General features: G+C 70.6%; 17 protein-coding genes. 2 read left to right on the top strand and 15 right to left on the bottom strand.

Annotated features, from left to right (window positions below; translation table 11 throughout):
* Positions 1 to 146: 146 nt before the first annotated feature.
* The 14 genes from ABNQ40_RS06020 to ABNQ40_RS05955 all read right to left on the bottom strand — a co-directional run bounded on the left by ABNQ40_RS06020 (position 147) and on the right by ABNQ40_RS05955 (position 23731).
* On the bottom strand, positions 147 to 896 hold the full coding sequence (locus ABNQ40_RS06020) for a polysaccharide deacetylase family protein (RefSeq protein WP_109490598.1): 750 nt from the start codon (positions 894 to 896) through the stop codon (positions 147 to 149).
* Positions 893 to 2050, bottom strand: coding sequence for a glycosyltransferase family protein (locus ABNQ40_RS06015; protein ID WP_109490597.1), 1158 nt, complete (start codon positions 2048 to 2050; stop codon positions 893 to 895). Before ABNQ40_RS06015 ends, ABNQ40_RS06020 begins: the two co-directional genes overlap by 4 nt.
* A complete protein-coding gene (locus tag ABNQ40_RS06010) occupies positions 2047 to 2676 on the bottom strand; it encodes a histidine phosphatase family protein (RefSeq protein ID WP_109490596.1) in 630 nt (209 codons plus the stop codon). The genes ABNQ40_RS06015 and ABNQ40_RS06010 overlap by 4 nt, the downstream gene beginning before the upstream one ends.
* On the bottom strand, positions 2673 to 3794 hold the full coding sequence (locus tag ABNQ40_RS06005) for a glycosyltransferase family 4 protein (protein WP_109490595.1): 1122 nt from the start codon (positions 3792 to 3794) through the stop codon (positions 2673 to 2675). Before ABNQ40_RS06005 ends, ABNQ40_RS06010 begins: the two co-directional genes overlap by 4 nt.
* Positions 3791 to 5068: a glycosyltransferase family 4 protein gene (locus ABNQ40_RS06000; protein WP_109490594.1), complete on the bottom strand. Its 1278-nt coding sequence runs from the start codon at positions 5066 to 5068 to the stop codon at positions 3791 to 3793. The genes ABNQ40_RS06005 and ABNQ40_RS06000 overlap by 4 nt, the downstream gene beginning before the upstream one ends.
* A gap of 26 nt (positions 5069 to 5094) precedes the next feature.
* Positions 5095 to 6408 (bottom strand): glycosyltransferase family protein, encoded by a 1314-nt coding sequence (locus ABNQ40_RS05995; protein ID WP_109490593.1) that lies wholly within the window; start codon positions 6406 to 6408, stop codon positions 5095 to 5097.
* Between the two features lie 268 nt (positions 6409 to 6676).
* Positions 6677 to 7873 carry an ABC transporter permease gene (locus tag ABNQ40_RS05990; protein WP_247880140.1) on the bottom strand — a complete coding sequence of 399 codons (1197 nt, stop codon included), beginning with the start codon at positions 7871 to 7873 and terminating at the stop codon, positions 6677 to 6679.
* A 26-nt stretch (positions 7874 to 7899) separates the two neighbouring features.
* Positions 7900 to 8931 carry an ABC transporter permease gene (locus tag ABNQ40_RS05985; RefSeq protein ID WP_109490592.1) on the bottom strand — a complete coding sequence of 344 codons (1032 nt, stop codon included), beginning with the start codon at positions 8929 to 8931 and terminating at the stop codon, positions 7900 to 7902.
* Between the two features lie 5 nt (positions 8932 to 8936).
* A complete protein-coding gene (locus tag ABNQ40_RS05980) occupies positions 8937 to 10946 on the bottom strand; it encodes an ABC transporter substrate-binding protein (RefSeq protein ID WP_109490591.1) in 2010 nt (669 codons plus the stop codon).
* Between the two features lie 104 nt (positions 10947 to 11050).
* Complete coding sequence (locus ABNQ40_RS05975) at positions 11051 to 12799, bottom strand: ABC transporter ATP-binding protein (RefSeq protein ID WP_109490590.1); 1749 nt, start codon at positions 12797 to 12799, stop codon at positions 11051 to 11053.
* Positions 12800 to 13059: 260 nt separating this feature from the next.
* On the bottom strand, positions 13060 to 16215 hold the full coding sequence (locus tag ABNQ40_RS05970) for an ABC transporter transmembrane domain-containing protein (protein WP_247879773.1): 3156 nt from the start codon (positions 16213 to 16215) through the stop codon (positions 13060 to 13062).
* A 168-nt stretch (positions 16216 to 16383) separates the two neighbouring features.
* Positions 16384 to 16920 carry a class I SAM-dependent methyltransferase gene (locus ABNQ40_RS05965; protein WP_109049802.1) on the bottom strand — a complete coding sequence of 179 codons (537 nt, stop codon included), beginning with the start codon at positions 16918 to 16920 and terminating at the stop codon, positions 16384 to 16386.
* A 154-nt stretch (positions 16921 to 17074) separates the two neighbouring features.
* Entirely contained in the window at positions 17075 to 18379 is a 1305-nt protein-coding gene (gene hmgA / locus ABNQ40_RS05960) for a homogentisate 1,2-dioxygenase (protein ID WP_109049803.1), read from the bottom strand.
* A gap of 129 nt (positions 18380 to 18508) precedes the next feature.
* The gene (locus tag ABNQ40_RS05955) at positions 18509 to 23731 is read right to left on the bottom strand and encodes a filamentous hemagglutinin N-terminal domain-containing protein (protein ID WP_391345791.1); all 5223 of its coding nucleotides are present in this window, start codon (positions 23729 to 23731) and stop codon (positions 18509 to 18511) included.
* A 366-nt stretch (positions 23732 to 24097) separates the two neighbouring features.
* Here ABNQ40_RS05955 and ABNQ40_RS05950 point away from each other — a divergent pair, with 366 nt between their 5' ends.
* Both ABNQ40_RS05950 and ABNQ40_RS05945 read left to right on the top strand, forming a co-directional pair.
* On the top strand, positions 24098 to 24850 hold the full coding sequence (locus ABNQ40_RS05950; RefSeq protein WP_247879775.1) for a ParA family protein: 753 nt from the start codon (positions 24098 to 24100) through the stop codon (positions 24848 to 24850).
* A gap of 17 nt (positions 24851 to 24867) precedes the next feature.
* Entirely contained in the window at positions 24868 to 25623 is a 756-nt protein-coding gene (locus tag ABNQ40_RS05945) for a DUF3102 domain-containing protein (protein WP_109490926.1), read from the top strand.
* Between the two features lie 19 nt (positions 25624 to 25642).
* Here the strand turns inward: ABNQ40_RS05945 and ABNQ40_RS05940 are convergent, their stop codons facing one another.
* Positions 25643 to 26209, bottom strand: a complete 567-nt coding sequence (locus tag ABNQ40_RS05940; protein ID WP_109049806.1) for a hypothetical protein — start codon at positions 26207 to 26209, stop codon at positions 25643 to 25645.
* Between the last annotated feature and the right edge of the window lie 90 nt (positions 26210 to 26299).

The raw sequence follows: 26299 nt of genomic DNA, 5'->3' as shown, positions 1-26299 counted from the left end.
ATTCTTTTCAAAAGCGTATCGGACTTACCGTGGAGCGTATTGGGGCGCTCGGCACGTTCCGGTGGTGGTGATGCTTTTGTCGAAGGGAAGTTCCGGAAGGCGGCGGAACATCCATTCTCCACCTGCGACATGGCCCCCGCCCTATTTCACCCCAGGCCGCCGACAGGCGGCCATTCCACCGCGGGATGGCCGGCCAGCCGGTCGAGCAGGCGGTCCAGCAGGTCCCAGATCGCCGTGTCGTGGACGCGGTGGTGGGTCAGCAGGCCGATGGGCTCTGCCGGGCTGCGCCGGCCCTCGCGGCGGTCGCGCAGTTCGCGGCAGAGCAGGTCGAGCAGGGCGTCGAGCGGCACGGCGGAGCGGCTGCCGCGCCAGTCGATCAGGTCGAGGTGGGTGTTGATCCAGGCGATGCCGTCATGAGGATTCGGCGACGGGCCGAAGGCCGAGACGGCGCGGTAACCGGCGGCCGACAGGCGGGCCGGCATGTCGGCGGCCATGCGGTTCCAGGGCGGGACGAACAGCGGCAGCAGGCGGTCGCCGAACAGGCCGCGCAGGGTGGACAGGCCGCGCCCGGCCTCGGCCTGCCGGACCTCGGGCGGGCGCTCCGGGCCGAACTCGCACTTCTTCCGGCCGGGGGCGGCGTGGTCGGTGTGGGACCAGCCATGGACCAGCGGGGTGACGTGCGCGTGACCGGCGATGGCTTCGGCGAGCGACGGTTCGGCATCGGCCGGGATGACGGCGAGGCCGAGCGGGATGCCGGACCGGGCGCAGCGCTTCAGCAATCCGTCGAGTTGCGGGCCGGCGGCGACCGCGTCGTCGTCGCGCAGCCACAGGGGGCAGCGGCGGCCGAGGCCGGTCCAGCGGGCGAGTTCTTCGTCTACGGCGGTCCAGCTCGTCATGATGTCTTCTCCGCCAGCAGGGCTTCGACGATCTCGACGCTGCGCGCCGCACCGGCCAGTGCCGCGGGGCTGAGCGGCGGGATGCGGGCGCCGAGCACGGACTGCAACGCTTTGGCGAGGCTGTCGGGGGTGAGGTCGGCCTCGCGCAGGGTGGCGATGCCGGGCTGGCGGGCCAGGATGGCGGCGCGGATGGTCTGCTCGACCTCCTTGCCGTCCTCGAAGGGGCAGAAGACGCTGGGGACGCCGGCGGTCAGGCAGTCGAGCGCGGTGTTGTAGCCGCAGCGCCCGACGCTGGCGGAGGCCCGGCCCAGCAGGGCGCGGAAGTCGGGGCGCACCGGCTCCACCAACAGGCGGTCGGGCGGGGCCAGGCCGCGCAGCCGGTCGGCCAGCGCCGCGTCGCCCTTCGCCACCAGCAGGCGCCAGCGCTGCGGCAGGGCGCCGGAGGCGGCGCATTGGGCTGCGGCCTCGAAGACCGGGCGGCCGACCGGACCGCCGCCGGCGGTGACCAGAATCTCGGCATTGCCGTCCGTGCCGTCGTCGGGAACGGGCGGCGGCGGCACGACGAAGCCGGTGTAGCGCAGCAGCGGCTTCATCGCTCGCGTCAGCGGCCAGCTGTCCTCCAGCGGGATCAGGGCGGGATCGGAATGGACCAGCACGCCGTCATAGAGGCGCAGCAGGCGGTCCTCGGTCTCGGCCACCCGCTTGGGCTTGGAGGGCGGGGCCAGGATGTCGCGGACCGAGGCCAGCGTCAGCGGCGGCTGCGGCAGGGCGCGGGCACGCTCCAGCAGGGCGTCGAACTCGGCGGCCAGCGCGCGGCGGCCGAAGGGGAAGAGTTCGGTGATCAGCACGTCAGGGCGGAGGCTGTCGAGCAGGCCGGTCAGTATCGCCTGCCGGGCGGCGAACAGGCCGGCATCGGCGGGGGTGCCGTCGGCGCCCAGCAGGGTAGCGAAGTCGGCGCCGTCGCTCGCCAGCGCCGGCAGCTGGTGCAGGGTGGCGCTGCCGCCCGTTGGATTTGGGGCCAAGTGAGGGGCGGGACGGCCGCCGCTGGCGACATCGACGCGCCAGCCGCGGGCGGTGAAGGCCTCCGCCAGGGCCAGCGCGCGGCTGAGATGGCCGGTGCCGAGCAGATGGGTGACGGCGATCAGCAGCCTCATGACAGGCGCTCCCCCTCCCTGGGCACGGCCGGGCGGAGCGTGCCGTCGGCGGCCAGACCCAAGGCGTAGAGGCGGTTGCGCTTGACCGGCACCGGCGGCGGGCCGCGGAAGTCCCAGCCCCAGGCGAGCGCCAGCGCGACGCGCATCACGCCGATGTGGGTGACGATGAGATAACTCTCCCTCTCCCCGGGGGGGAGAGGGGATTGGTCCTGGGAAGGGGGAGGCGCCAAGTCCTTCAGCCACCCTCTCAACCGCTCCCGCACGTCGGCGGGGCTTTCGCCGTTGGGGGGGCGGAAGTCCCAGCCCCACTGCTCCAGGTCGCGGTAGCCGCTGGCGGAGTCGGCGCGCAGGTCGCGGCCATGCAAGCCTTCCCAGGCGCCCCAGTCCATCTCGATCAGGCGCGGATCGGTGTGGACGGGGCGGCCCTTGCCGATGAGGGTGGCGGTCTCGACTGCGCGCGACAGCGGGCTGGCGTGCAGGGTGGCGGCGCGCCAGTCCGGCGGCAGGGTCAGGGCGGCGAGCTGTTCGCGGCTTTCCGGATCGAGGGGAATGTCGGTGCGGCCCTGGATGCGGCCCTCGCGGTTCCAGGCGGTGATGCCGTGGCGCAGGAAAGCGAGGCGGATCATGGCATCCGTCCGGGGGGCAGTCCGGTCAGCAGGCCGCGCAGGCGTTCGGCGGCTGCGGTCAGGGCGTGGTGGGCCTCGACATGGGCGCGGGCGCTGCGGCCGAGGTCGCGCAGGGCCGGAGGATCGGCCAGCAGGGCGGACAGGGCTGCGGCGAAATCCTCCGGGGTGGGACCGGTCAGGCGGCCGCCGACGCCGTCGCGGATGACGGTGCCGGTGCCGGCATTGTCGATGGCGAGCACCGGCACGGAATGGGCCTGCGCCTCCAGGTAGACCATGCCGAACGCCTCGTTCAGGCCGGGCCAGACCAGCAGGTCGGCGGCGCGGTAATGGCCGGCGAGGTCGGCGGGGGCGCAAGCGCCGTGCAGTGTCACCCGCGGGCCGAAGGGAGCGAACAGCGCCGCCACCTCCGCCGCCGCCGGGCCGGCGCCGACGATGTCGAGCGTCCAGGGCCGGGTTGCCACGAGGTGGAGGGCGTCGGCCAGCAGGCGGTAGGAGGCCAGCTTGTCGCCCGGCCGCATCATGGCGACAGTCAAAAGCCAGGGCGGCATGGTCGGTTCGCCGCGCTCGATTGCGGGCGGCAGGTCGAGGAAGGGGGGCAGCATCGCCACCCGCTGGCCGGGCGGGCCGTAGGCCTCCACCGCCTGACGGTCGCGGGCGCTGACGCAGAGGACGAGGGCCGCGGCCTCGATGGCGGCCTCGGCGGCGGCGGCGAAGGCGGCCCAGGGGCCGGTCAGGCGCTTGCGGGCGCGGGTCGCCTCCACCACGACATAGGGGATGCCGAGGCGGCGGGCGATCACCGGGCCGATCAGGTCGGGCGCCTTGTAATAGACATGGTAGCTGAGCCACAGCGCCGGACGCCGCTCCGGCTCTGTGGCATAGAGCGACAGCAGCCGGTCGCACTCGGCGGCGGCGGCGGCGGTCAGGCGGGATTGCGCGGCGGGGTCGCCGGCACCGTCATAGACGCGCAGCCCGCTCGCCACCTCCACCGGGCCGGTTGCCTCCAACGCCCGCAGGATCAGCCGCGCCATCTGGCGGTCGCCGGAGGGGACCGGGTGGTCGACCGGCTTCAGCGGGGCGTAGAAGGCGATGCGCGAGAGGGTGGTTTGGGGGGCGGTCACGCCGCGGCCTCCTCCAGCCGGCGGACGAGGCGGTCGATGCCGGCGGTCATGCCGAACTCGGCACGGAGCCGGCCATAGGCGGCGTCGGCCAGCCGCAGCCGCAGCGCCGGGTCGGTGGCGAGCCGCTCCAGCGCGGCGGCGATGGCGGGCGGGGTGCCGTCGGTCAGCAGGCCGTGGGTGCCGTCGGCGATGAATTCGGGGATGGCGGAGACGGCGGTGGAGAGGATGGCGAGGCGCTGGCTCGCCGCCTCCATCAGCACATTGGGCAGGCCGTCGCGGTCGCCGTCGCCGGCCACCACGCTGGTCAGCACGAACAGGTCGGCGTGGCGGAGCGCCTGGATCACCGTTGCCTGATCCTGGGCGCCGCGCCACTCGATGCGGTCCGACACCCCCAGCCGTTCGGCCTGGGCGCGCAGGGCCTGCTTGAGGTCGCCGGAACCGATATGGACCAGCCGCCAGTGCAGCCCGTCCGGCAGCGTCGCCAGCGCGTCGAGCAGCCGGTCATAGCCCTTCTTCTCCACCAGCCGGCCGACCGACAGAATCTCGACCGCGCGCTCGGGGGTGGAGCCGTCTCGGGCGGGGGCGTCGCTGCGGTCCGGCGGGGCGGGGAAACGCGAGAGATCGAGCCCGTGATAGACAAGGTCGATGCGTGACGGGTCGGCGGCCAGCGCGCGCAGATGGGCGGCCCCGACCGCGGTGCAGGTGGCGCCGAAGCGGGCGTCGGCCAGCTTCTCGCGCTTCTCCCACTCCGGCGTCGTCCAGATGTCCTTGGCATGGGCGGAAAAGCCCCAGCCTATGCCGCGGATCGCAGCGGCATAGCGCCCGACCGACGCCGGGGTGTGCAGGAAATGGGCGTAGAGGAAGGGCACGTCGGCCGGCAGCTCCGCCGCCAGCACCAGCGCCTGCCCGAAGCGCCGCCCGCGGTTGGCGGTGCGGTCGCGCCACAGGTCGCGCAGCCACCCTGCCGCGGTGCGCAGCAGGCCGGCCGGGTGGCGCAGGATCAGGCGGCCGAGCGCGCGCAGCACGCGGGCCGGCTCGTCGCGCAGATATTCCGGCAGGTAATGGACCGGTGCCGCGATGCGGTCGTGCAGGGCGTGGCGGCGGCTGTCGGTGGGATGGCGCAGCGACCAGATCGCCAGATCGATGCCGCGCTCCTGAAGGGCCAGAAGCTCCTGCGCGATGAAGGTCTCCGACAGGCGGGGATAGCCCTTCACCACCACGGCGATTTTCAATGGCAAACGGGGCGGCAAACGGGTCGGCACACCGGACGGCATAGGGCCGTCCTTCCCCAGTCCGGAATTCATGCGCGCTTGCCTGCCATGGCGCGGGACAGCCGTTCCGCCGCCCGGCGGATCGGGGTGACGGGGGTGGTGCGCGGGAGCACTGAGTCCGCCGCCAGCACCTCGCGCGTCAGGTCGACGATGCGCTCCAGCCCGCCGAGCAGGCCGGGCAGCGGGCTGGCCGAGGGCGGCGGCTGGCCGGGCAGCGCGCGGATGGCGTCCGCCATCGCCCGCGGGTCGGCGCCGTCGCGGTCGCTGTCCAGCGTGCGCAGCAGCCCCAGCGCCTCCGCCGCTTCGGCGCGGATGCGCTGTTCCAGCCGGGGGCGGATGCGCGGGGCCAGCACCGACGGCTTGTCGAAGGACAGGATCTCGCAGAAGGTGTTGTAGCCGCCCATCGCCACCACGCCGACCGCGCCGGCATAGAGATCCTCCATGCGGGAATGGAAGTTGATGGTCTCCACCCTGCCCTTCAGCTGGCGGATGCGGGTGGCGAACTCCTGGCGGCGGGCGTCCTCCAGGAAGGGGCCGTAGACGATCAGGGCGCGGGGGACGAGGTCCGGATCGCTCTCGTAGGCGGCGATGGTCCAGTCGACCAGGGCCGCCCCGTCGCCGCCGCCGCCCGGCGTCACCAGCACGTAGGGGCCCGTCATCGGGCAGTCCGCGGCCTGGACGGCGCCGCCGCCCTCCGTCGGCTCGCGCTTCAGATAGCCGGTGTAGCGCAGCCGCGCCGCGATCTCCGCCGGCAGGTCGAGACCGTCCAGCGGGCGGTAGACCTCCGGCAGGCCGTAGATCCAGAGCTGGTCGTAATAGCGTTCGATGGCGGCGACCGCCTCCTTGCGCTCCCACTCCGGCTGGAGGGCTTCGGGCGCGTCCAGAACGTCGCGCAGGCCCAGCACGATGCGGGTGTTGCCGCTGGCCCGCATCTCGTCCAGCGCCGGCAGGAATTCGCCGTGCAGGCCGGTCGGCTCCTTGTCGACGATGGCCAGCGTCGGGCGGAAGGCGCGGGCGGTGGCGCGGATGATCTCCGCCCGGATCGCGGTGGTCTCCTCGATCGGCAGGCCGAGGTTGCGGGCGGTGTAGCCGCCGTCGGGCTGCTTCACCACGCCGGGCAGGCGCACATGGTCGACCCGCTCCGGAAAGTCGAAGCGGCCGGCGACCGGCGAGCCGGTGAGGATCAGCGCGGAGGCGTCGGGAAAGGCCGACACCAGCGCCTGGGCAATCGTCCGCGACCGCCGCAGATGGCCGAGCCCGAAGGTGTCGTGGCTGTAGAGCAGGATGCGCGGCGGCGTCCGGTCGGGATGGAGGGGCCGAAGGGGCGGCTGTGGCTGGTGCATGCTCGGACACTCCGCTTCAGCAATGCTTCGGAACCGACAATCCGTTGCGGAACAGATCGCTGTGCTTGTCTTTGGAACCGGTTCGGCGCCGGTGGTTGCGGGGGCGTCCAGGCACCGGCGGCAAAGCTCCAGCCTGGAGAGAACCCCTCACATGGATTTTGCCGCGCATCAATATGACTTCCGACCGGGTAAGGGCAACGCATCTATGCGCTGTGATATATATGAGCGCCGGACAGGCCGCCAGCCGGCTTCCGACGGCGATGAAGGGTCAGTCGCCATGATAGGGATCCAGGGCGTCGCGCAGGCCGTCGCCGAAGAAGTTGAAGGACAAGACTACCAGGATCACCGGCAGCATCGGCAATGACACCCAGGGATAGGTTTCCACGGCCATAAGGTTCTGGGCGTCGTTCAGCATCACCCCCCAGCTGGTCGCCGGCGGGCGCAGGCCCAGCCCCAGGAAGGACAGCGCCGTTTCGCCGAGGATCATCGCCGGGATCGACAGGGTGGCGCTGGCGAGCAGGTGGCTGGCGAAGTTGGGCAGCAGGTGGCGGCGGATGATGCGCGCCGGGCTGGCGCCCATCAGCTCCGCCGCCATGACGAAATCCTCCTCGCGCAGAGCCAGGAAGCGGGAGCGCACGGCGCGGGCCAGCGACGGCCAGTCGAGCAGGCCGAGGATGACGGAGATGCAGAGGAACACCGTCACCGGAGACCATTGCGCCGGCACCGCGGCGGACAGCGCCAGCCACAGCGGCAGCTCCGGCAGGGATTTGAGGATTTCCGACAGGCGCTGCACCCCGGCGTCGATCCAGCCGCCGAAATAGCCGGCCATGCCGCCCAGCGTGATGCCGATGGCGAAGGACACCGCGATGCCGAGCAGCCCGACGGTCAGCGACAGCTGCGCCCCGATGGCGAGGCGCGAGAGCATGTCGCGGCCGAGCCGGTCGGTGCCCAGCAGATGCAGCGAGGCCCCCGGTGGCGGGCAGACCAGCCGGACCCGCGATTCGACCAGACCCAGGAAGCGGTAGGGCGCGCCGGGGCAGAGGAACTGCAGCGGCATCGGCCGGCTCTCGTCGGTCTCGTAGCGCCAGCGATAATCCTTCAGGTCGGGCCGCCCGGTGGTCGGATAGACGAAGGGGCCGATGAACCGGCCCTCGTGGAACAGGTGGACGCCCTGGGGCGGGGCGTAGAGATGCTCCACGTCGCGCTCGTTGGCGCCGTAGGGTGCCAGGAAATCGACAAAGGGCAGGCTGAGATAGGACAGGCCCAGGAACAGCGCCCCCAGCACCGCCAGCCGGTGGCGCAGGAAACGGCGCAGCATCAGCCGGCCGGTCGAGGCGTTCGCGTCGAAGCGGGTGGCCGGCGCGTCCGCCGCGGCCGGATCGGGATAGGGCCGGTCGTCGACGTAATGCTCCCAGCCGCCGGTGCCGCCGCCCGTGACCGGAGCCTTCATGCCCTCGCCTTTCATGCCCCCCTCTTTCATGCCCCTTTCTTTCATGATTGGGCCTTCCTCGCCTTGCCCAGGCGGATGCGGGGGTCGAGCAGGGCGAGCGCGATGTCGGAGACCAGCATGCCGACCAGCACCAGGAGCGAGATGAACATCAGGATGAAGCCGGACAGGAAGATGTCCTGCGCCCGCAGCGCCTCCAGCAGGGCCGGGCCGATGGTCGGCAGGCTGAGCACGACGGAGATCAGCACCGATCCCGACACCAGCGACGGCAGAAGCGAGCCGATGTCGGAGACGAAGGGGTTCAGGGCCATGCGCAGCGGATAGCGGGTCAGCCGGCGCAGCGGCGGCACGCCCTTGGCCTTGGCGGTGACGACATAGGGCTTGCCCAGCTCGTCCAGCAGGTTGGCGCGCAGGCGGCGCACCATGGCGGCGGTGCCGGACAGGCCGATGACGATGGTCGGGACGATCAGGTGTTCCAGCACCGAGCCGGCCTTGGCCCAGCTGAGCGGCTGGTCCTCGTATGTCGCATCGACCAGCCCGCCGATGGGCAGGCCCAGCCATTTCTGGCCGTAATAGAGCAGGATCAGCGCCAGCAGGAAATTGGGCGTCGCCAGCCCGATATAGCCGACGGCGGCGGCGAGGTAATCGACCCAGCTGTTGGCGCGGATCGCCGCCAGCGCCCCCAGCGGGAAGGACACCAGATAGACGAACAGCACGGCGGCGAGGTTGAGGATGACGGTGAACCACAGCGTCTCCCCCACCACCGCGGCCACCGGCTTGTTGAACTCGAAGGACCAGCCGAGATCGCCCTGGAGCAGGCCGTGGAAGCCGTTCGGCCCCGGCCAGACGCCGATCCAGATCAGGTACTGTTCGGCCAGCGGGCGGTCGAGCGCATATTCGTGGCGCAGGAACTCCGCCTTCGCCAGCCCGGCCTCCTGGCCGGTGGCGCGCAGCTCGGCGATCTGGTTGGACAGATAGTCGCCGGGCGGCAGGTTGATGACGGTGAAGATCAGCATCGACACCACGAACAGCGTCGGCACCATCACCAGCAGCCGGTGCAGGATGAAGCGCAGCATGGCCGTCAGTCCTCCCCGCGGTGGATGCCGACCGGCTCGGGATCGGCCGGGCGGGCGTCGGTGAAATAGAACTCGTCGGGGCGGTAGACGCCGAGATAGGCGCCGGGATCCCACAGCCACAGCCCCTTGTCCGGGACATTGCGCAGGCGGTTGGACACGGCGATGGGCTGCGGCGTCTTCGACACCACGCCGATGGCGTAGATCTGGTCGGCATGGATGTCGAGCAGGGCCGACCACAGGGCGCGCCGCTCGGTCTCGTCGGTGGTGTGGCGCCAGCGCCGGGCGATGTCCATCAGCTCCTGCGGGATCGGCATGTCGATGGGTTCGCCGGCGCTGCCGGAGGTCTGGTAATACTGCCCCCATTTCGGCCAGCTGAAATTCTCCTGGGTCATCGGGGCCAGCTCCTCCGGACTGCTGTCGGGATCGGGGATGCCGTTGTCCCAGCCGCCCCACACCGCCATCATCGTCTGGCCGGCATAGACCCGGTTGCGCAGCACGTCGCGGTCGACCGTGCGCATCAGCAGCCGCACGCCGATGTCGCGCCAGGTCTCCGCGATGATCTGCATCGCGTCGGAGATTTCCGGCTTCTCGCCCGAGGTCTCGACGATCACCTCCAGCGGGCGGCCGTCCGGCAGCTCGCGGTACAGCTCGCCGCGTTTGCGTTTCAGCCCGATCTCGTCCAGCAGGGCCGATGCTTGGCGGGGGTCGTAGCCGGTCCACACCCCCTTGCGTTCCGGCTTGAACAGCGGGCTGCCCGGCAGCACGTCGACGCCGCTCTCCTGCGCCAGCCCGAAGAAGAGCGAGCGGTTGACGATGCGGCGGTCGATCGCCATCGACAGGGCGCGGCGGAAGCGCACGTCGCGCAGCAGGGTGCGCCAGACCGGGTCGTTGTAGTTCAGGTTGGGGTAGAGGGCGATTTCCGCCGCCTTGCCCTCCGGCCACAGCAGGGTGCGGTAGTCGCCCTGCCTCTCCCCCGACACCAGCACCGGCACCTGCGAGAAGGTCAGCCCCTCGGCCTGGAGGTCGGCCTTGCCGGTGGCGACCTGGGCCGGGATCAGCCCGCCGCCCATCACCGTCACGTCCAGCCCGTCGGCATAGGGAAGCTGCACGCCGCGCCGGTCGAAGCGGTGGTAATAGGGGTTGCGCTGGAACAGCAGGTGGTTGCCGGTGCCCTTGGAGACCGCCATCCAGGGCTGGAGCGTCGGCTGGTCCGGGTTCTCCATCCGGAACATGTCGTCCAGCGCGTTGTGCAGGGCCGCCCAGTTGCGGACCTTGTACTTGGCGAGCAGCGGCGCCAGCTCCGCCTCGCTGGTGTAGCGGGCGTGGTAGCGCTTCAGGTAATGGGCCGGCCGGTAGATGAAGGGCGGCCGGGCGGCGGCCAGCGTCGGCAGGAAATAGGGGTTCGGCTCGTCCCAGTGGAAGCGGACGGTGACGGCGTCGGGGAAGCTGACCTGCGGCGGCTTGCCGTCCACCAGCATGAAGCGCGGCGGGCCGGACGGCGACAGCATCGGGTTGTTGGCGATGTCCTCCCACCAGTAGCGGATGTCGTCGCTGGTGAAGGGAGCGCCGTCGGACCAGCGGTGGCCGGCCCGCAGGGTCAGGGTGAAGTCGCGGCCGTCGACGACCTGCACGTCCTTCAGGATGTCGGGTACGATCTCCCGCTTGGCGGTGTAGCCGACCAGCCGGGCATAGCCGTAGAGCACGGCGATGCGGCTGTTGCGCCGCTGGGTGATGAAGGTGCGGATCCAGCCGCCGGACAGGCCGAGGTCGCGACCCTTGCCCTCCACATCGACGATCAGCGGCTCGTCCGGCATGCGCTGGCGGACGGGGGGGATGAGGCCGTAGCGCACCTGATCGCGCAGCATCGGCGGATCCTGCGGCGTGAAGGCGGCGGCGGGGGTGGCGAGGAGGAGGAGAGTGAGGAGGATTTGCGCGACTACCGCGGTCCACTTCCCTCTCCCCCCCGGGGAGAGGGTCAGGGTGAGGGGGATGCGTTGCAGGGTTTTCGCGAGCATCCCGCCGCGCGTCCCCCTCACCCTTCCCACCGCAAAGCGGTGGGCCCCTTCCCTCTCCCCGGGGGGGAGAGGGTAAGAAGCCCCGGAGATTGGAAAGTGCCTGCTCATGCCGCCCGCCTCACGAAATGGCCGGGCGCGGCTTCCACCAGGGGAGGGGGAGCGCCGTCGGGGGTGGGGCGGAAGGGTTCGGGCCACAGGTCGGGGCGGCCGGCGCCCAAGGCCACCGTCGCGATGTCGATGGGACGGCTCACGTCCGGCTCCGGCGAGGCGGCGATCAGCGCGCGGGTGTAGGGGTGCAGCGGGGCGGAGAACAGGATGGCGGGCGGTGCCTCCTCCATCACCCGGCCGGCGCGCATCACCGCGACGCGGTCGGCCAGCCGCGCCACCACCGCCAGATCGTGCGAGATGAACATCAGGCTGAGGCCGAGCCGCTGCTTGATCGACTCCAGAAGGTCGAGCACCTGCGCCTGGACCGACACGTCCAGCGCCGAGGTCGGCTCGTCGCAGATCAGCAACTGCGGGTCGAGCGCCAGGGCGCGGGCGATGCCGATGCGCTGGCGCTGGCCGCCGGAGAAGGCGTGCGGATAGCGGTTGGCCCAGGCGGGGTCGAGCCCGACCTGCGCCATCAGCGCCCGCACCCGCTCGCGTCCCTCGCCGCGGCCGCAGACGCCGTGGATCGCCAGCGGCTCGGCGATGATCTCGCCGACGCTCATGCGGGGGCTGAGCGAGGCATAGGGGTCCTGGAACACCATCTGGGCCCGGCGGCGGTAGGCGGTCAGCTCCGGCCCGGCGGCGGAAAGGAGGTCGAGCGGCGGTTCGCCGGCGGATGCCCGGAACAGCAGGCGGCCACCGGGATCCGGCCGCTCCGCCAGCATGGCCAGCCGCGCCAGCGTCGTCTTGCCCGATCCTGACTCGCCGACGATGGCCAGCGTCTCGCCGCGGCCGACCGACAGGTCGACGCCGGCCAGCGCGCGGATGCGGATAGTGCCGCGCTCGTAGGTCTTGGCGACGCCGTGGAATTCCAGGATGGGATCGTGCACGGCGCCGGACCCTTGCGCGCAGGTCGTCTCGGGGATGGAGGGGGCGGCGGCCATCAGCTTGCGGGTGTAGCCGTGCAGCGGCCGGCCGAGAACGTCGGCGCAGGCCCCCGATTCCATCACCCGGCCGGCGCGCATCACCACCACGGCGTCGGCCATGTTGGCGACGACGCCCAGATCGTGGGTGACCAGCAGCACCGCCATGCCGGTTTCGCCCTGCAACTCCTTGATCAGGGCCAGCACCTGGGCCTGGAGCGTGACGTCCAGCGCGGTGGTCGGTTCGTCGGCGATCAGCAGCTGCGGGCGGGCGACCATCGCCATGGCGATCATCGCGCGCTGGCGCAGGCCGCCCGACAGCTGGAACGGATAGGAGCGGAAGGCGCGGACCGGATCGGGGAAGCCCACCCGCTCGAACATGGCGAGGCAGCGTTCGCGGGCGCCGGCCCGGTTGCAGTTGCCGTGCAGCCGCAGCACCTCCATCGTCTGGTCGCCGATGGTGTGCAGCGGCGACAAGGCGCTCATCGGTTCCTGGAAGATCATCGAGATGCGGCTGCCGCGGATGTCGCGCAGGCGGGACGCCGGCAGGCGCAGCAGATCGACCGCCTCTGCACCATGACCGAATAGGATCGAGCCGCCGGTGACCGTCGCCCCGCGCGGCAGGATGCCGAGGATGCTGCGGCAGGTCAGCGTCTTGCCCGATCCGGACTCGCCGACCAGCGCGACGCTCTGCCCGCCGCCGATGGAGAAGCCGACGCCGTCGACCACCGGATGGGGGGCGTTGCGGAAGCGGATCGTCAGGCCCTCAACCTTCAGCATCGCGCCGCTCTCCTGCCGTTTTACGAGGCCATTCGTAATTCGCCGTTATCCCCCTCTCTCCCCCGCTCTCGCGCAAACGAAGTTTGCGCTGACGCGACAGGCGGACCTCTGGTCCGCCGAAAGCGGGGAGAGGGGCGGGGTGAGGGGGGCGCACAGCGAGGATTTTCGGGATAGCCACGCCATGCATCCCCCTCACCCTAACCCTCTCCCCGGGGGGGAGAGGGGATGCCTTGCGCCTCAGCCCCATCGCATCCATTCCATCATGCTTGCGTTGCGGATTCACTGTTGCTGCCGGTTTCGGCCGTTTGGGCCTCGGGTGCCGGGGGCGATGCCGGGGCCGGCGCCGGAGGCGGGACGGCCGGGGCTTCGCTGGTCAGGCGCTTGCCGATCTGCTGGATCACCCGCATCGGCAGGTCCGGCACCGACGACAGCAGGCGCAGCATGGTCGGCCCGTCCAGCCGCAGCAGCCGCAGGTCGGTGCGGGCGCGGATGGTGGAGAAACGGCGGACGCCGGCCAGAAGCTCCAGCTCGCCGATCACCTCGGGCGGCTTGATGTAGGCGATGTGCAGCGGCGGCTGGCCATCCGGCATCAGCCGTACCAGCTCCGCCTCCCCTTCCGCCAGGACGAAGGCGAATTCCGACTGTTCGCCGCTGCGGTAGATGAAGTCGCCGGCCGCGACCGTGCGCCATTCCGATGCCGCCAGCAGCCGGCGCAGCACCGTTTCCGGCAGGTCGGAGAAGACGGGGGAGCGCGACAGCAGGCGCAGGGCCGGCTCGTCGGTGCCCTCCCCGTCCCCCGGCACGGTGTCCTCGTCCTGGTCGGCGCCGCTCTGGCCGCGCCGGACCAGCCGGCCATCCTCCAGGTCGTAGAGCGCGTCGAAGGCGGGATTGTCGGAAATCCGCTCCTCCAGCACGATCAGCGTCATGGTCGGCAGCAGCTCCTTCATGGCCTGGAAGATGCGCAGCCGCTCCTCCGGATCGTAGCTGTTCAGCGCCTGATAGATGACGAAGATGTCGGGCTTCTTCATCAGGCCGCGGATCAGCTGGACCCGCTGGCGCACGCTGATCGGCAGCAGCGAGCCGCCGATGCCGACCTCGCCCAGCGCCACCAGGATCAGCACGAAGGCCCGCGCGTCGGTGCGCTCCAGCGCCTCGTCCACCAGGGCGCGGAGCTTGGTGATGGCGCGCGGATCCTCGGTGGTGATACGGCCGAACAGGAGGTTGTCCATCACGTTCAGGCGCGGGTGGTAGAGGTCGGGGTGGAAGATGGCGACCTTGTCGCGCAGCTCGTGCGGCATGTCGTCGAGCACGCGGGCGCGGATCGCCATGATCGCCTCGCGCTCTGCCTGCGGGATGAAGTCCATGCCGTCGCGCTTGGGCACGATCATCAGGAACATGGTGGCGAACAGCAGCGTGTCGGCCTCCTGATGGCGGCGCTGCGGCCGCTCGGACCGGCGCTTCAGCCGGGTGACCGCCTCCACCAACTCTTCGAACAGGGCGTCGTCGATGTGCGGGTAGCGCATGATCATGACGTCGCCGTCGTCGCTGTCGCGATAGACGCCGACCACCCGCATGGCGAAGCGCCGGCCGATGCGCACGGCGGAGTCCCACAGCCCGTACTCTTCCATCAGGCCGCGGACGGTGGGGTTGCAGACCATGCGGGCGACGGTCAGCCGCTTGCCGTCCGGCAGGCCGGCCAGCATGTTCTCGGCGATGCTGGCAAAGGGGTTGAAATGGTCACGCTCGAAGCGGGCCAGCAGTTTGTCCATCCCGCGTTCGGTGATGGCGTCGCGCAGCCAGTGGCGGGCGCGCAGCAGCGGCTGGGCGACGAAGGGATAATCGTCGGGGTCGAACACCTCGCGCAGGCCGCGCTGGTAGACCGCGCTTTCGCCGCCGGTGGCGGCCAGGCACTGCATGAACCAGGGGCGCAGGCTGGCCCAGTCGGTGGCGCCGATCATGCCGAAGTCGGTCCAGATCCCATCCATGCTGTCGGTGGAGTTGCCCGACGCCTCGGCCTCGACGATCTCGCGCCGGCGGGCCGGGGTCATGCTGTCCGGGTCGTCGGCCGGCGGGCGGTGGCGCAGGCCGTAGGTGATGTTCTGCATCATGCTGCCGGTGAACATGCGCGGTTCCGGGCTGGCATAGGCCATGCGCCGGCCCAGCAGATCCAGCGGCAGCTCGTCGAGCGTGCGGTCGCCGATGGTGATCCGGCCGGAGGTCGGCGGCGACAGCCGCACCAGCACCTCGGCCAGACGGCGCAGCGCCAGCGCGTTGGTGCCGGCGATGCCGATGAGCGCGCCCGGCGGCACCTCCAGCGACAGGCGTTGCAGCATGCGGTCGCCGTATTCGTTGGCCCAGGTCACCGCCTCCAGCCGCAGCGGGGCCTTCAGGTCGGGAGGGGTGGCGGGCGACGGCGTGGCCCAGTCGAACAGGAAGGGGGGAGAGAACTGCTCGGCGATCTGCTCGTACTTGATCTGGGCGTCGATCATGTTCTGGTAATAGTCGAGCAGCTCCTTCCAGGGCGCCGTCAGGTCTTTGAAGGCAGAGAGTGCGGCCACCAGGGCACCGATGGTCATGTTGCCTTGCAGGACCAGATATCCGCCGATGGAGAACAGGAAGAAGGGCGTGATCTGGTTGATGAAGTTATTCAGGAACTTGACGAAATACTTCCGCTTGTAGATCTCCAGCCTGATCCAGTAGATGCTGCCGAGATACTGCGAGAATTCGGCCAGCACGTAGCGGACGGTGCCGTTGACGCGGACCTCGCGGATGTTCTCGACGCTTTCGCCGATGCGTTCGGACAGCTGGCGGACCTTGCGCACCCGCTCCTTGCCCAGCAGCTTCACCTTCAGCTGGAGCTTCGGGATGATGTAGGCCTGCACCGGGATGAGGGCGACCGACACCAGACCGATGGTCGGCTGCTGGATGAACAGGAACAGCAGGATGGTGAGCATCGTGCCGCCCTGGTAGAGCGGCTGGGCGAAGGAGTCGCCGATGAAGCCGGCCAGCGGCTCGGTCTCCGACGCGACGGTGGAGATCAGCTCTCCCTGGCTGACCTTGGAGAAATGCGGCAGCGGGAAGCGCAGCATGCGGTCGAGCAGGATGAAGCGCAGGCGCCGCACCTGCCGTTCGCCGACCACGCCCTTGAAGGTGTTGATCCGCATCTTGAAGGCGCCGTTGGCGAGCACCAGCGCCAGGAAGGTGAAGCACAGCACCAGCAGGTAGGTCACCGGCCCCATGGCGACGCCGAGGATCTCGCGTTCCGGCTGGGGATCCGACAAGGCCCGGTTGATGATGATCTTCGGCAGTTCCAGCGAGGCGTAGAGCACCGGAAAGGAGGCGACCGTCAACAGGGCGAGCAGGATCTGCTGCCGCCCGCTGTGCTTCCAAATGAACTGAAAAATGTTGCGGTTCATCAATGGCCTTCAGCGTCGCGGCCTTCAGCGTCGCAGCCGTCGCCGGCCGCCCCTGTCATGCAGCGGAGGATGAGGGGAAATAAATTGGCGTGGCCCGGTCCGTTTTCCAACGCTGCTTTTGCCATGCGCCCTTTTCAATCCACCCTGCTTCAATCCACCGTGCCCCGCTCAGCTTTCCACCCTCCAGGCATGGTAGGTCCAGCGCTCGTCCGGCGGCAGGTCGAGCCGGGTCCAGTTGGGCCGGTCCAGCGGCCGGTCGGACAGCACGATGCCGCCGGGCAGCACCAGCGCATCGATCAGGGGGGCCAGCCACGCCGCCTGCGCGGCGTCATGGTTGCGGTCGGTGCTGCCGAAATCGGCATGGGCCAGCCGGGCGCAGCGGCCGAACCGTTCCGCCGCCGCCGGCATGGTCTCCTTGAAATCGCCGACGAACAGGCGGTCCTCGTCGGGCGTCAGCTCCGGCGGTACGCGGACCCACATGTCGAAGACCAGGATGTCGCGCGGCGGGAACAGGTGGCGCAGATGGTCGAAGGTGCGGCCCTTGCCCAGGCCGACCTCCAGCACCAGACCGTCGCGGCCGTCGACGGCCCGCTCCGCCCAGGCCAGCGCGTTGCGCTGCACCGTCATGCGGTCGATCATCCGGTCGAGCAGCGACCGGCTTTCCCCACCATTGCCAACATCACCATTCCCAACACCGGCCGCCATCGGCCCTCTCCCCTTGCCAAACGCCCGAACGGCACGGGTGCAGTGTGGAAGTCTGCGCGCGCGCCGTCGAGACAAATTGTCGCGTGGCCGGGAGCCGGCGGCGGTCCGCCGCCCTGCCCTGCTTTCAGGGACGGTTCTTTCAGGGACGGCCCTTTCAAGGACGGTTGGGGTCGAAGCGCTTCGCCAGCCCCTGCCAGCAGCGGTAATAATCGTGCTGCAACTCCGCAGTTTCCAGGGCGTGCCGTGTCGGGCGGATCACCGCACGGGTCTCCACCATGAAGGCCATGGTGTCGGCGATCCGCTGCGGCCGGCTGGTGTCGGCGGATGTGGCCTTGGCGAAGGTCTCCGCGTCGGGGCCGTGGCCGCTCATGCAGTTGTGCAAACTGGCGCCGCCGGGCAGGAAGCCCTCCTCCTTGGCGTCGTAGACGCCATGGATCAGGCCCATGAACTCGCTGGCGACGTTGCGGTGGAACCAGGGCGGACGGAAGGTGTCCTCCTGCACCAGCCAGCGCGGCGGGAAGATGACGAAGTCGATGCTGTCGACGCCGGGGGTGTCGCTGGGCGAGTGCAGCACCAGGAAGATCGACGGGTCGGGATGGTCGAAGCCGATCGAGCCGATGGTGTTGAAGCGGCGCAGGTCGTATTTGCAGGGCGCGTGGTTGCCGTGCCACGCCACCACGTCCAGCGGCGAATGGTCGATGCAGGCGGTCCACAGATGGCCGTCGAACTTCGCCACCAGTTCGAAGTCGCCGTCGACATCCTCGTACCAGGCGTCGGGGGTCAGGAAGTCGCGCGGGTTGGCAAGGCCGTTGGAGCCGATGGGGCCGAGGTCCGGCAGGCGGAACGGCGCGCCGAAATTCTCGCAGACATAGCCGCGTGCGGTTCCGTCCGGCAGTTCGACGCGGAAACGGATGCCGCGGGGGATCAGCGCGATCTCCTGCGGCTCGACCTCCAGCACGCCAAGCTCGGTGAACAGGCGCAGGCGGCCCTGCTGCGGCACGATCAGCAGCTCGCCGTCGGCATCGTAGAAGAAGCGGCCCTCCATCGACCGGTTGGCGGTGTAGAGATGGATGCCGCAGCCGGTCTGCGCCTGCGGTCCGCCGTTGCCGCCCATGGTGACGAGGCCGGCGACGAAATCGGTGGGTGCTTCGGGCATCGGCGGCGGGTTCCAGCGCAGCTGGGTCGGCGGCGCCGGCACCTCGTCGAAGCGGCTGGTCAGGCGGCCGGGCTCCAGCGGGTGGAAGGGTTCGTGCACCACCGCCGGGCGGATGCGGTAGAGCCAGGACCGCCGGTTGTGGGCGCGCGGGGCGGTGAAGGCGGTGCCGCTGATCTGCTCGGCATAGAGGCCGTAGGGCGGGCGCTGCGGCGAGTTGCGGCCGACGGGCAAGGCGCCGGGCAACGCCTCGGTCGCGAATTCGTTGCCGAAGCCGGACCGGTAGGTGAATGCGGAGGACGTCATGCGGGCTGCTCCCTTCTGCGAGGAGCGCCGGCGACAGGCGCCGGGCGCGACCATTTGCCGCTGATATAGTTTCTTTTGAAACTATGCGCCAGGGGAAAATGGGGGTGCCGTTGCGGACGCCCCCTCCCCTCAGTTCATCGCGCGGTCGGGCAGGTCCAGGATGAAGTCGCCGCCCTCGTCGTAGCCGGCGGTGCGGATCACGCCATATTGCGGGGTCTGCGGCGCCTCGCTGGTCACGTCCTGGCGGACCTCCTGATAAAGGGCGTAGCCGCTGCTGTCCTTCGGCAGGCCGAGCACCCGCTTCTTCAGCGCCACCGCGAAGGGCGAGTTCACCTCGCCGTCGGCGACCGGCTCGTCGCCGCCCGACGACAGGGCCATGACCGAGCGGCGCTGCCGGATCTCCGTTTCGCTGGCGAGGCGGCTGGCATCGACCTTCTGCTCCTTGGTGAAGGCGCCGGAATAGCAGCTGTCGGACACCACCATCACATGCTTGGCCGGCATGCGGCTGAGGAACCGGCCGATGTCGTTGTTCGACACCCAGTTGCGGGCGCTGGTCGTCTCCGCGTCGGCGGGCAGCCAATAGCCGGTGCCGGTCTCCGCCAGCTCATAGCCGTGGCCGGCGTAATAGACCATCACCTGGTCCTGCTCGCCGACCTCGCGGCCGAGCTTGCGCAGCGCCTCGCCGATCTGCGCCTTGGTCGGGTTGCGCAGCACCCGCGTCTCGTAGCCGAGCTGGTCGTTCAGCGCCTTGCCCACCGCCCTGATGTCGGCGTCGGGCGTGGATAGGGCCGGGATGGCGCCGTCGCGGTAGCTGTCGACGGCGATCATCAGGGCGATCTTGCGCGGCTTCGGCGGAGCGGCCGGGTCGGGAGCGGCCGTGGCGCTGTCGATGGCGATGCGCTGCTCCGTCGTCTTGCCGGCCTCGTCGGTCATGGTCAGGGTGGCTTCCTTCGCCCCCGGTTCCACCGGGATGCTGGTGCGGAACTGGCCCTGTTCGTCGATGAAGACCCAGCGGCCGTTCACCCGCGCTTCGGCCAGATTGGCGCTGTCGGCGACGATGCCACGCAGGGTCATGGTGCCGCCGCGGGTGCGGCCGCCGCGTGCCTGTTGCAGGCTGGGTGGCGCCGAGGCGGCTGCCGGCCGGCCGAACATGTCCGCCGCCGACGGGTTCGCCACCAGCTGGCGGAGCGCGCCGGAAAAGGCCTGGGTGCGCTGTTCGCGCTCCACCCGCTGCACCATGGCGAGATAGGTGCGGGCGACCTGGGGAGGCAGGTTGGCCTGCGCCGCCGCGGCGCGCACCTGGGCGTAGCCGCCGGGCTGGCCCGCCGCGCTGTTCTGCAAAATGCCGCCGACGCGCGCCGCCACCGGGTCGCTGCTGGCGGTCAGCCCGCCGATCAGGGTGGCTACGGGCACGCTGGCCAGCACCGCGCGCTGTTCGGGCAGCGACAGGCCGCCGCTCGCCAGCGCCGTCACCGCCTGGACCATGCCGCCGTTGCCGGCCGCCTGGATGAGGGTGCCGGCCGCCGCCTGCACCTGCGGGGAGGCCAGAAGCTGCGGCCCCGGCTGCGACAGGGTGGCGCCGGAGGAATAGGCCGCCGCCGCGTCCGCCGTGAAGGAGACCGAGCGGCCGGAGGCGAGCACAACCGTCGCCGGACCCGGCGGCGGTGGAGGCGGCGAGGCCGGGGCGCCGTTGGAGGGGGCGCTGTTGGAGGCAGAACTGCCGCCCGCCGCCTGGGTGCCCTGCCCTTCTGCGGTCTGGGCGGCCGCGGTCTGGGTGGCCGTGCCTTGCTCCAGCGTCGCCAGCAGGGTCTGCGGCGTGGTCGCGCCGGTGCTGCTGCGGGTCGTGCTGCTGCCCGTGGTCGTGGCGGTGGTCGCGCCGGTGCCGGTCGTGGCGGTGGTGGTCGTTGCTGGGTTGGCGGCGATCTGCGCCACCGTTTGCAGCGCCGCCTGCGCGGAGCTGGAGGCGGACGCGGCGGACTGGCTGCCGCTCGTCGTGGTGGTCGTGGTCGTTCCGGTCTCCGGGGACGCGGTGTCCGTCGTTCCCGTGCCCGTGGTACCGGTCCCGGACGTTTCCGTCCCGGTCGACGGGGTGGTCGTGGTCGGCGTGCCGGTGGACGGCGTATCGGTTCCGCTTCCGGTGCCGGGAGTGGTGGGCGTCGTCGGTGCGGTCGGCGTCGGGTCCGTCACCGGCGGCGTTACCGGGGGGGGCGGCGGCGGAGGGGGGGGAGGTGGCGGCGGTGGTGGAGGTGGCGGCGGTGGGGGAGGAGGAGGTGGCGGCGGAGCCGGCGTGCTGCTGATCGTCACGGCGCCGTTCCTGTACAGGGCCGAGGCGGTGCCGTGGGGGCCGGCGGTTCCGGCGGTGCCTTGCAGCGACACCTCTCCGGCGGCGGCCACGATCTGGATGTTGCCAGTGCTTTCGGCGTCCAGCCCGATGCCGGCGACCTCGAAATCGGCGGACGACGCGCCGCCCTTGCCCCTGACGGAGACGCCGCCGGACGACAGCAGCCCTACCCTGCCCTGGAGCATGACGCCCCAGGACTCGATGGAGTCCGCCTCGCTGGCGTCGCCGTCGATCAGGATGGCGTCGGCGGCGGTGGAGCCGGCCGTGACGGTCGGCCCGCCCTGGTCGTTGCTTTCGATCAGCACCCCGGCGTTCCGGGTGTCGGACTGGGAGGTCGTCTTGCCATGGATGGCGATCTTGCCGGTGGCGGCGCCGATGGTCGAGCTGCCGTTGATCAGGACGCCGTGGGTGCTGTTGCTGTACCCCTCGCCCTCGCCGCGGATCGAGATGGAGCCGTGGCCGGTGTAGAGCGAGCTGTTGGCGATCGACACGCCGGCCCAGTCGCCATAGTCGGCCTTGGCCGCCATGCTCGCCGGATCGCTGTCGCCGCCCAGCACGATGTCGCCGTCCGCGGTCGCGATGCTGCTGCTGCCCAGGGTGATGGCGCCGCCGTTGCCGCTGCGGTTGCTGTTCAGCGTGACCGGCCGGTCGGTGGCGACGATCTGGCTGTCCATCAGGGAGATGCCGGACGCCGCCCTGAGCGTCACGGCGCCGCTGGAGGTCAGGCTGCTGTCGTAATCCAGAAAAAGGTTGCCGCCCGACTCCAGCGTGATGGGGGCGTTGCCGTTGCGGATCACGGCGCCGCTCAGCTGGATGTCGCGGCTGGAGTTGGCGCCCGCCCTGATGGCGATGGCCCCGTTGCCCTGCACCGTGATGGAGGAGTCGTCGGTGACGCGGATCGCATCGTTGCCTTGGGAGCTTTCGCCATGCCCCTCGGTGCCGGTGATGGAAACGGCGCCGCCCCCGGTCTGGAGCGCGGAGGAGGACAGCAGCACGCCGACATTGTCGCCGTGATAGATGCCGTTGCCGCCCTCCCCGTTCAGCGTGATCGAGCCGGTCCCGGTGGTCAGCTGGCTGTCGTACAGCGCGATGCCGTGGTTGCCGTCGCCATTGTTCTCGCCGCCGGCCCCGTTGATCAGGATGGAGCCGGCGCCGGTCGTGACGACGGTGTCGTGAAACTCCACGCCGGCCCGGTCGGAGCTGGGCGAATAACCGCCGGATATGCCGGAGGCCGGCTTCATCGCCGGGTTGGAACCGCCGCCGACGATGAAGGCGCCCCCATTGGTGGTGATGGCGATGGGCGACGTGCCGGAGGTTGCCGCCGTCCGCACGATGCCGTTGCCGGAGCCGGTCGCGGCGTTCAGGGTGAGGGTGAGCGCGCCCGCGCTGGACACGATGCTTTGGTTGACGACGATGTTGCGGTGGGCCTTCAGCGTCAGCGAGGCATCCCCGCCGGCCGTCTTCAGGATCGCCTGATCGATGGTGATGTCGCCGGCATCGGTCCCCGCCGCATCGGTCTGCAACGTGACGCTGGTCCCGCCGTTCAGCGAGGTTTGGATGCTGTCGGCGGTGATGGTGCCGCCGGTCGCCGCCACCGTGATGTCGGTCGGGTCGAGCAGCCAGAAGCCGCCAGCCACTATCCCCTGCCCTGTTCCGGCCCCGGCATCGACGCTGCCGCGCACATGCAGCGACAGCTTGCCCGACGTCTCGACGAAGCCGCCGTTGCCGCCGGCCGCCCCGCCGCGGGCGGACACGGTGCCGTCGAAGCGGGTGCTGCCGTCGGCCCACACCACGACCTTGCCGCCCTTGCCATTCTCCGTGGCATCGGCGGCGATGGCCGCGCCCTGTGCCACGACGGTCTCGGTGGAGGGCGGCACCGGCTTGCGCGCCGGGCGGATGTTGTAGCCGGCCAGCGTGGCGGCCGACGCCCTGCCGCCCTGCACGTCGCCGCCGATCAGCACCTCCCCGCCCCCGGCGGGACCGGAGGCGGTGACGCGGGCGGTGGCGGTCAGCGTCGTGCGGTTGCCCGACACGGTGACGGAGCCACCGGTCTGGCCGGCACCGCTGCCGCTGGCGTCGATGCTGCCGGAGACCTCGACCTCGCCGCCGTCGCCCAGCAGGACGATGTCGCCGCCCTGCTGCTCCACCCGGCGGGCCTGGATCGTGCCGGACATGTTGACGACGCGGTCGACCAGTCCCTTGGCGGCGCTCGCCGTCATCTGCACCCGGCCGCCGTCGGCGAAGATCCTGCCGCTGTTGCTGACCAGCGCGTCCACCGGCTTGCCGTCGGCGCCGACGGGGCGGGCGTCGGTCTTGGCGTCCACTGCGATGTTGATCTTCTGGTCGCCGAACAGGTCGACGACGAAGCGGCGGCCCGACGCCAGCGTCACCTCGCCCATGCGGGCCTGGATGGTGCCGCGGTTGGCGACGCCGGGGGCGACCAGTGCCGCCAGCCCGGCCTGGGCGACGGTGATCGTGCCCTCATTCTCCACCGTCGCGGTGGAGCCGGCGCGGCCCTCGAAATTATGACGGCCGGCCATGAAGTCGGCGTTGCGGATGTCGTGGGTGGTGGCGACCAGCCCGCCGACATCGACCCGGGCGTTCGGGCCGAACAGGATGCCGTTGGGGTTGACCAGCCAGACCTGCCCGTTGGCGGTCAGCCGCCCCAGGATCGCCGACGGGTCGGAGCCGGTGACGCGGTTGAGGGTGATGGCGGCGGCGTCGGGCTGCTGGAAATTGGTGTGCTCGCCCTCGGCGATGCCGAAGCGCCGCCAGTCGATCACCGCCTTGGGCGTCGACTGGATGATGTCGAGCCGGCCGGGGGCGGTGGACTGGATGGTGGCCGCACCGTCGGTGACCACGCCGCCTTCGGGGTTGGCGAGTGCGGGGAGGGGCAGGGCGAGGAAGGCGGTCAGGATCGCCAGACGCGCCGCCCCGGCCAATGCCGTGCTGTGACGCAATGCCGCCCGGCGCCGTGCGCCGTCCCGGCGGACCGCCGTCCTGCCGTGCACATCCAACTCCCGCCCCGATCCCCGCATCACCGACCCAACCCCCATTGCCGCCCCCGACTCTTGCGGGAAGGCAATACGCTGTTCAAAACCCTGGAATGCGAAACATTTTAGCGACGGGACGCGGGTACGGAAATCCCGAAAGTGGTGACAGATTGTTTCGTGGCGGCAACAGAGGCGGTTGGACCGGCATTGGCGCAAGCGTTACCGGTAACGGAAATGGGGGCGAGGCGTTACCGGTAACGGCTTTGACGGTACAGAGAGCGCCTATTTCCATGGCGCAGGTGCCGCCTTTGCCCTTTCGGGGACCGGGACGATCCGCTAAGAAGAAGGCCATCAGACGACTGGCACGCGATGCAGGGGGAACAGATGGCCGATCCGACCGCCGTCGCCACAAGGAAATCCGCGGGCAAATCCACAGGTAAATCAACCGGCAGGTCGGCAGTCCAGGGTGCCGGCGGCACGGTAAACAAGGCCGCGCCGCTGCCCGCGCGCTGGGTGGTGTACAGTGCGCCGAAGGGCGGGACCGGCAAGACCACCAGCTGCAAGAACACCGCCGTGGCCGCGGCCAAGGACGGCATGCGGGTGGCAACGCTGGATTTCGACCCGCAGCGCACGCTGGGGCAGTGGCACGAACTGCGCCGTCCGCACGATGTCGCGTCCATCGACCATTACGAAGGGACGCTGGACGACATCGAGGCGGCGCTCGCCCAGATCGATCCCGGCCGCTACGACGTGGTCTTCGTCGATACGCCGCCGTCGGTGGAGCTGTATCCGGAGGCGACCAAGATCCTGCTGCGCCGCGCCGATCTGGTGCTGGTGCCGACCGGGGTCGGCCGCTTCGACAAGATGAGCGTCATCCCCTGGATGGAGTTCCTGCGCGACTATGGCCGCCCCGCCGCCTTTCTGCTGAACCGGGTCAAGCGCCGGTCGGTCAGCCTGCGCGAGGCGAAGCTGGAACTGGGCCGGGTCGGCCGGCTGGTGCCGCACGAGGTGCCGGACATCGAGGACATGCACCGGGTCGACGACGTCGGCTGCTCCATCGTCGATGTCGGCGCGGTCAACGGCGCCGACGAGTGTCTGGGCGCCTGGTACTTCATCCGGCACGAGCTGGGGATCTGAACCCGGGGGATTTGAAGATGGCCAATGTGAAGTCCTTCATGAAGAAGGTGGCGGAGCAGGGCAAGGCCGCTCCGCCGCCGGATGCCAGAACCGAGGTAGCGTCTACCCCGTTGCATGGTGGGGGGCGCTCAGGGTCTGCCGTGGCGCCGTCGAAGGCGGACCGCCGGGCGTCGGACATCAGCGACGCCATCGTGCCCTGCCACACCCGGCAGGAATTCGCCCAGGAAATCCGCTATCACTGGAACCGCAGCCGCAAGGAGTTCCTGTCGATCGGCCGGTACCTGAACCGCGCCAAGGAAATCCTGCCGCACGGCGACTTCGAGGCGATGATCGAGAGCGACATGCCGTTCTCGGTCGAGACCGCCTTCCGTTTCCGCGCGGTGGCGGAGGCGGTGGACACCGGACGGCTGTCGCTGGACGTGCTGCCGGGAGCGGAAAGCGTCGCCTACCAGATCGTCACCATGACGCCGGACGAGCTGGAACGCGCCAAGGCCCAGGGGCTGATCCGTCCCGACGTGACCCGCCGCCAGCTGATCGACTTCAAGCGCTCGCTGCGCCCGCCGAAGGACGTGACGCCGAACGACCGGCGCCGGCAGCTGCTGGCGGACTATGCCCGGCTGCGCGTCCGCATGGCGGAAATCCGCGACGAGCTGCGGCGCGACCATGGCATCGACCCGGAGCATGACGATCATGTCCGCTCCGGCCGTGCCGGCGTCACCATCGATGTGGAGGCGGAGGACATCGGGGCGGAGGCCGAGGACGACCGGCGGTAAAGACCGGGCGATCCGACCCTCAGTGATTGTGCGAGGTGTGGGAGGCGGGGCTGTCGTCGCCGCGGCGCGACGGCGGGCTGCCGCCGCCCAGCAGGTTGGTCAGGGACCGGAAATCCCGCTGGAAATTGCTGAAGAAGTCGCCGTCGCCGCCGCGCGACACCCGCGCGGGCGAACTGGCGATGCTGTGGCTTTCCGGGCCGCCGACATTGCGGCTACTGCTGCTGCGGGCGCGGCGGTCCGGCGCCTTCGGCTTGCGTGACGGCGTGACCAGCGGCGGGGGAGGGGCCTCCGGCAGCGCCGCGGTTTCGGGCGCGCGGGCGAAGGCATCGCCGCACAACCCGCGGTCGGATGCCTGCTCCAGCCGGCCCGGATCGAGCAGCCAGCAGTCGAAGGCGTCCGTCTGCGGCTTCGACGGGGCGGGGGAGGGCAGGGGGGCGGCGGACTCCTGGTGGGCCTCCTGGACCTCCGGTGCCGACAGCAGCGGTTCCGCCGCAGCCGGGCCTGCGGCAGGCATGACGAGCAGGGCCGCAAGTGCCGCCACCATCACCGCTCCGCTGCCCCTCACCGTCCGGCCTTCGCCCGGCATCCTGTATCCTCTTGGCCGTCGCATCCGCGTCGCTTAACAGATAAACGCAACAGGGCGCCTGTTCGTCCGCGCGAAATGGGGGCGCTGCCC

The sequence above is a fragment of the Azospirillum sp. A23 genome (assembly GCF_042938965.1).
GTDB lineage: Bacteria > Pseudomonadota > Alphaproteobacteria > Azospirillales > Azospirillaceae > Azospirillum > Azospirillum melinis.
Note: the sequence above shows the minus strand (reverse complement) of the source record. Positions and strands in the feature narration are given on the sequence as shown.

Bases quoted from the DNA above. Each gene is read 5' to 3' on its own strand.
- ABNQ40_RS06020 (WP_109490598.1), bottom strand. From the start codon at position 896: ATGACGAGCTGGACCGCCGTAGACGAAGAACTCGCCCGCTGGACCGGC.
- ABNQ40_RS06015 (WP_109490597.1), bottom strand. From the start codon at position 2,050: ATGAGGCTGCTGATCGCCGTCACCCATCTGCTCGGCACCGGCCATCTC.
- ABNQ40_RS06010 (WP_109490596.1), bottom strand. From the start codon at position 2,676: ATGATCCGCCTCGCTTTCCTGCGCCACGGCATCACCGCCTGGAACCGC.
- ABNQ40_RS06000 (WP_109490594.1), bottom strand. From the start codon at position 5,068: ATGCCGTCCGGTGTGCCGACCCGTTTGCCGCCCCGTTTGCCATTGAAA.
- ABNQ40_RS05995 (WP_109490593.1), bottom strand. From the start codon at position 6,408: ATGCACCAGCCACAGCCGCCCCTTCGGCCCCTCCATCCCGACCGGACG.
- ABNQ40_RS05990 (WP_247880140.1), bottom strand. From the start codon at position 7,873: ATGAAAGGCGAGGGCATGAAGGCTCCGGTCACGGGCGGCGGCACCGGC.
- ABNQ40_RS05985 (WP_109490592.1), bottom strand. From the start codon at position 8,931: ATGCTGCGCTTCATCCTGCACCGGCTGCTGGTGATGGTGCCGACGCTG.
- ABNQ40_RS05980 (WP_109490591.1), bottom strand. From the start codon at position 10,946: ATGCTCGCGAAAACCCTGCAACGCATCCCCCTCACCCTGACCCTCTCC.
- ABNQ40_RS05975 (WP_109490590.1), bottom strand. From the start codon at position 12,799: ATGCTGAAGGTTGAGGGCCTGACGATCCGCTTCCGCAACGCCCCCCAT.
- ABNQ40_RS05970 (WP_247879773.1), bottom strand. From the start codon at position 16,215: ATGAACCGCAACATTTTTCAGTTCATTTGGAAGCACAGCGGGCGGCAG.
- ABNQ40_RS05965 (WP_109049802.1), bottom strand. From the start codon at position 16,920: ATGGCGGCCGGTGTTGGGAATGGTGATGTTGGCAATGGTGGGGAAAGC.
- hmgA (WP_109049803.1), bottom strand. From the start codon at position 18,379: ATGACGTCCTCCGCATTCACCTACCGGTCCGGCTTCGGCAACGAATTC.
- ABNQ40_RS05950 (WP_247879775.1), top strand. From the start codon at position 24,098: ATGGCCGATCCGACCGCCGTCGCCACAAGGAAATCCGCGGGCAAATCC.
- ABNQ40_RS05945 (WP_109490926.1), top strand. From the start codon at position 24,868: ATGGCCAATGTGAAGTCCTTCATGAAGAAGGTGGCGGAGCAGGGCAAG.
- ABNQ40_RS05940 (WP_109049806.1), bottom strand. From the start codon at position 26,209: ATGCCGGGCGAAGGCCGGACGGTGAGGGGCAGCGGAGCGGTGATGGTG.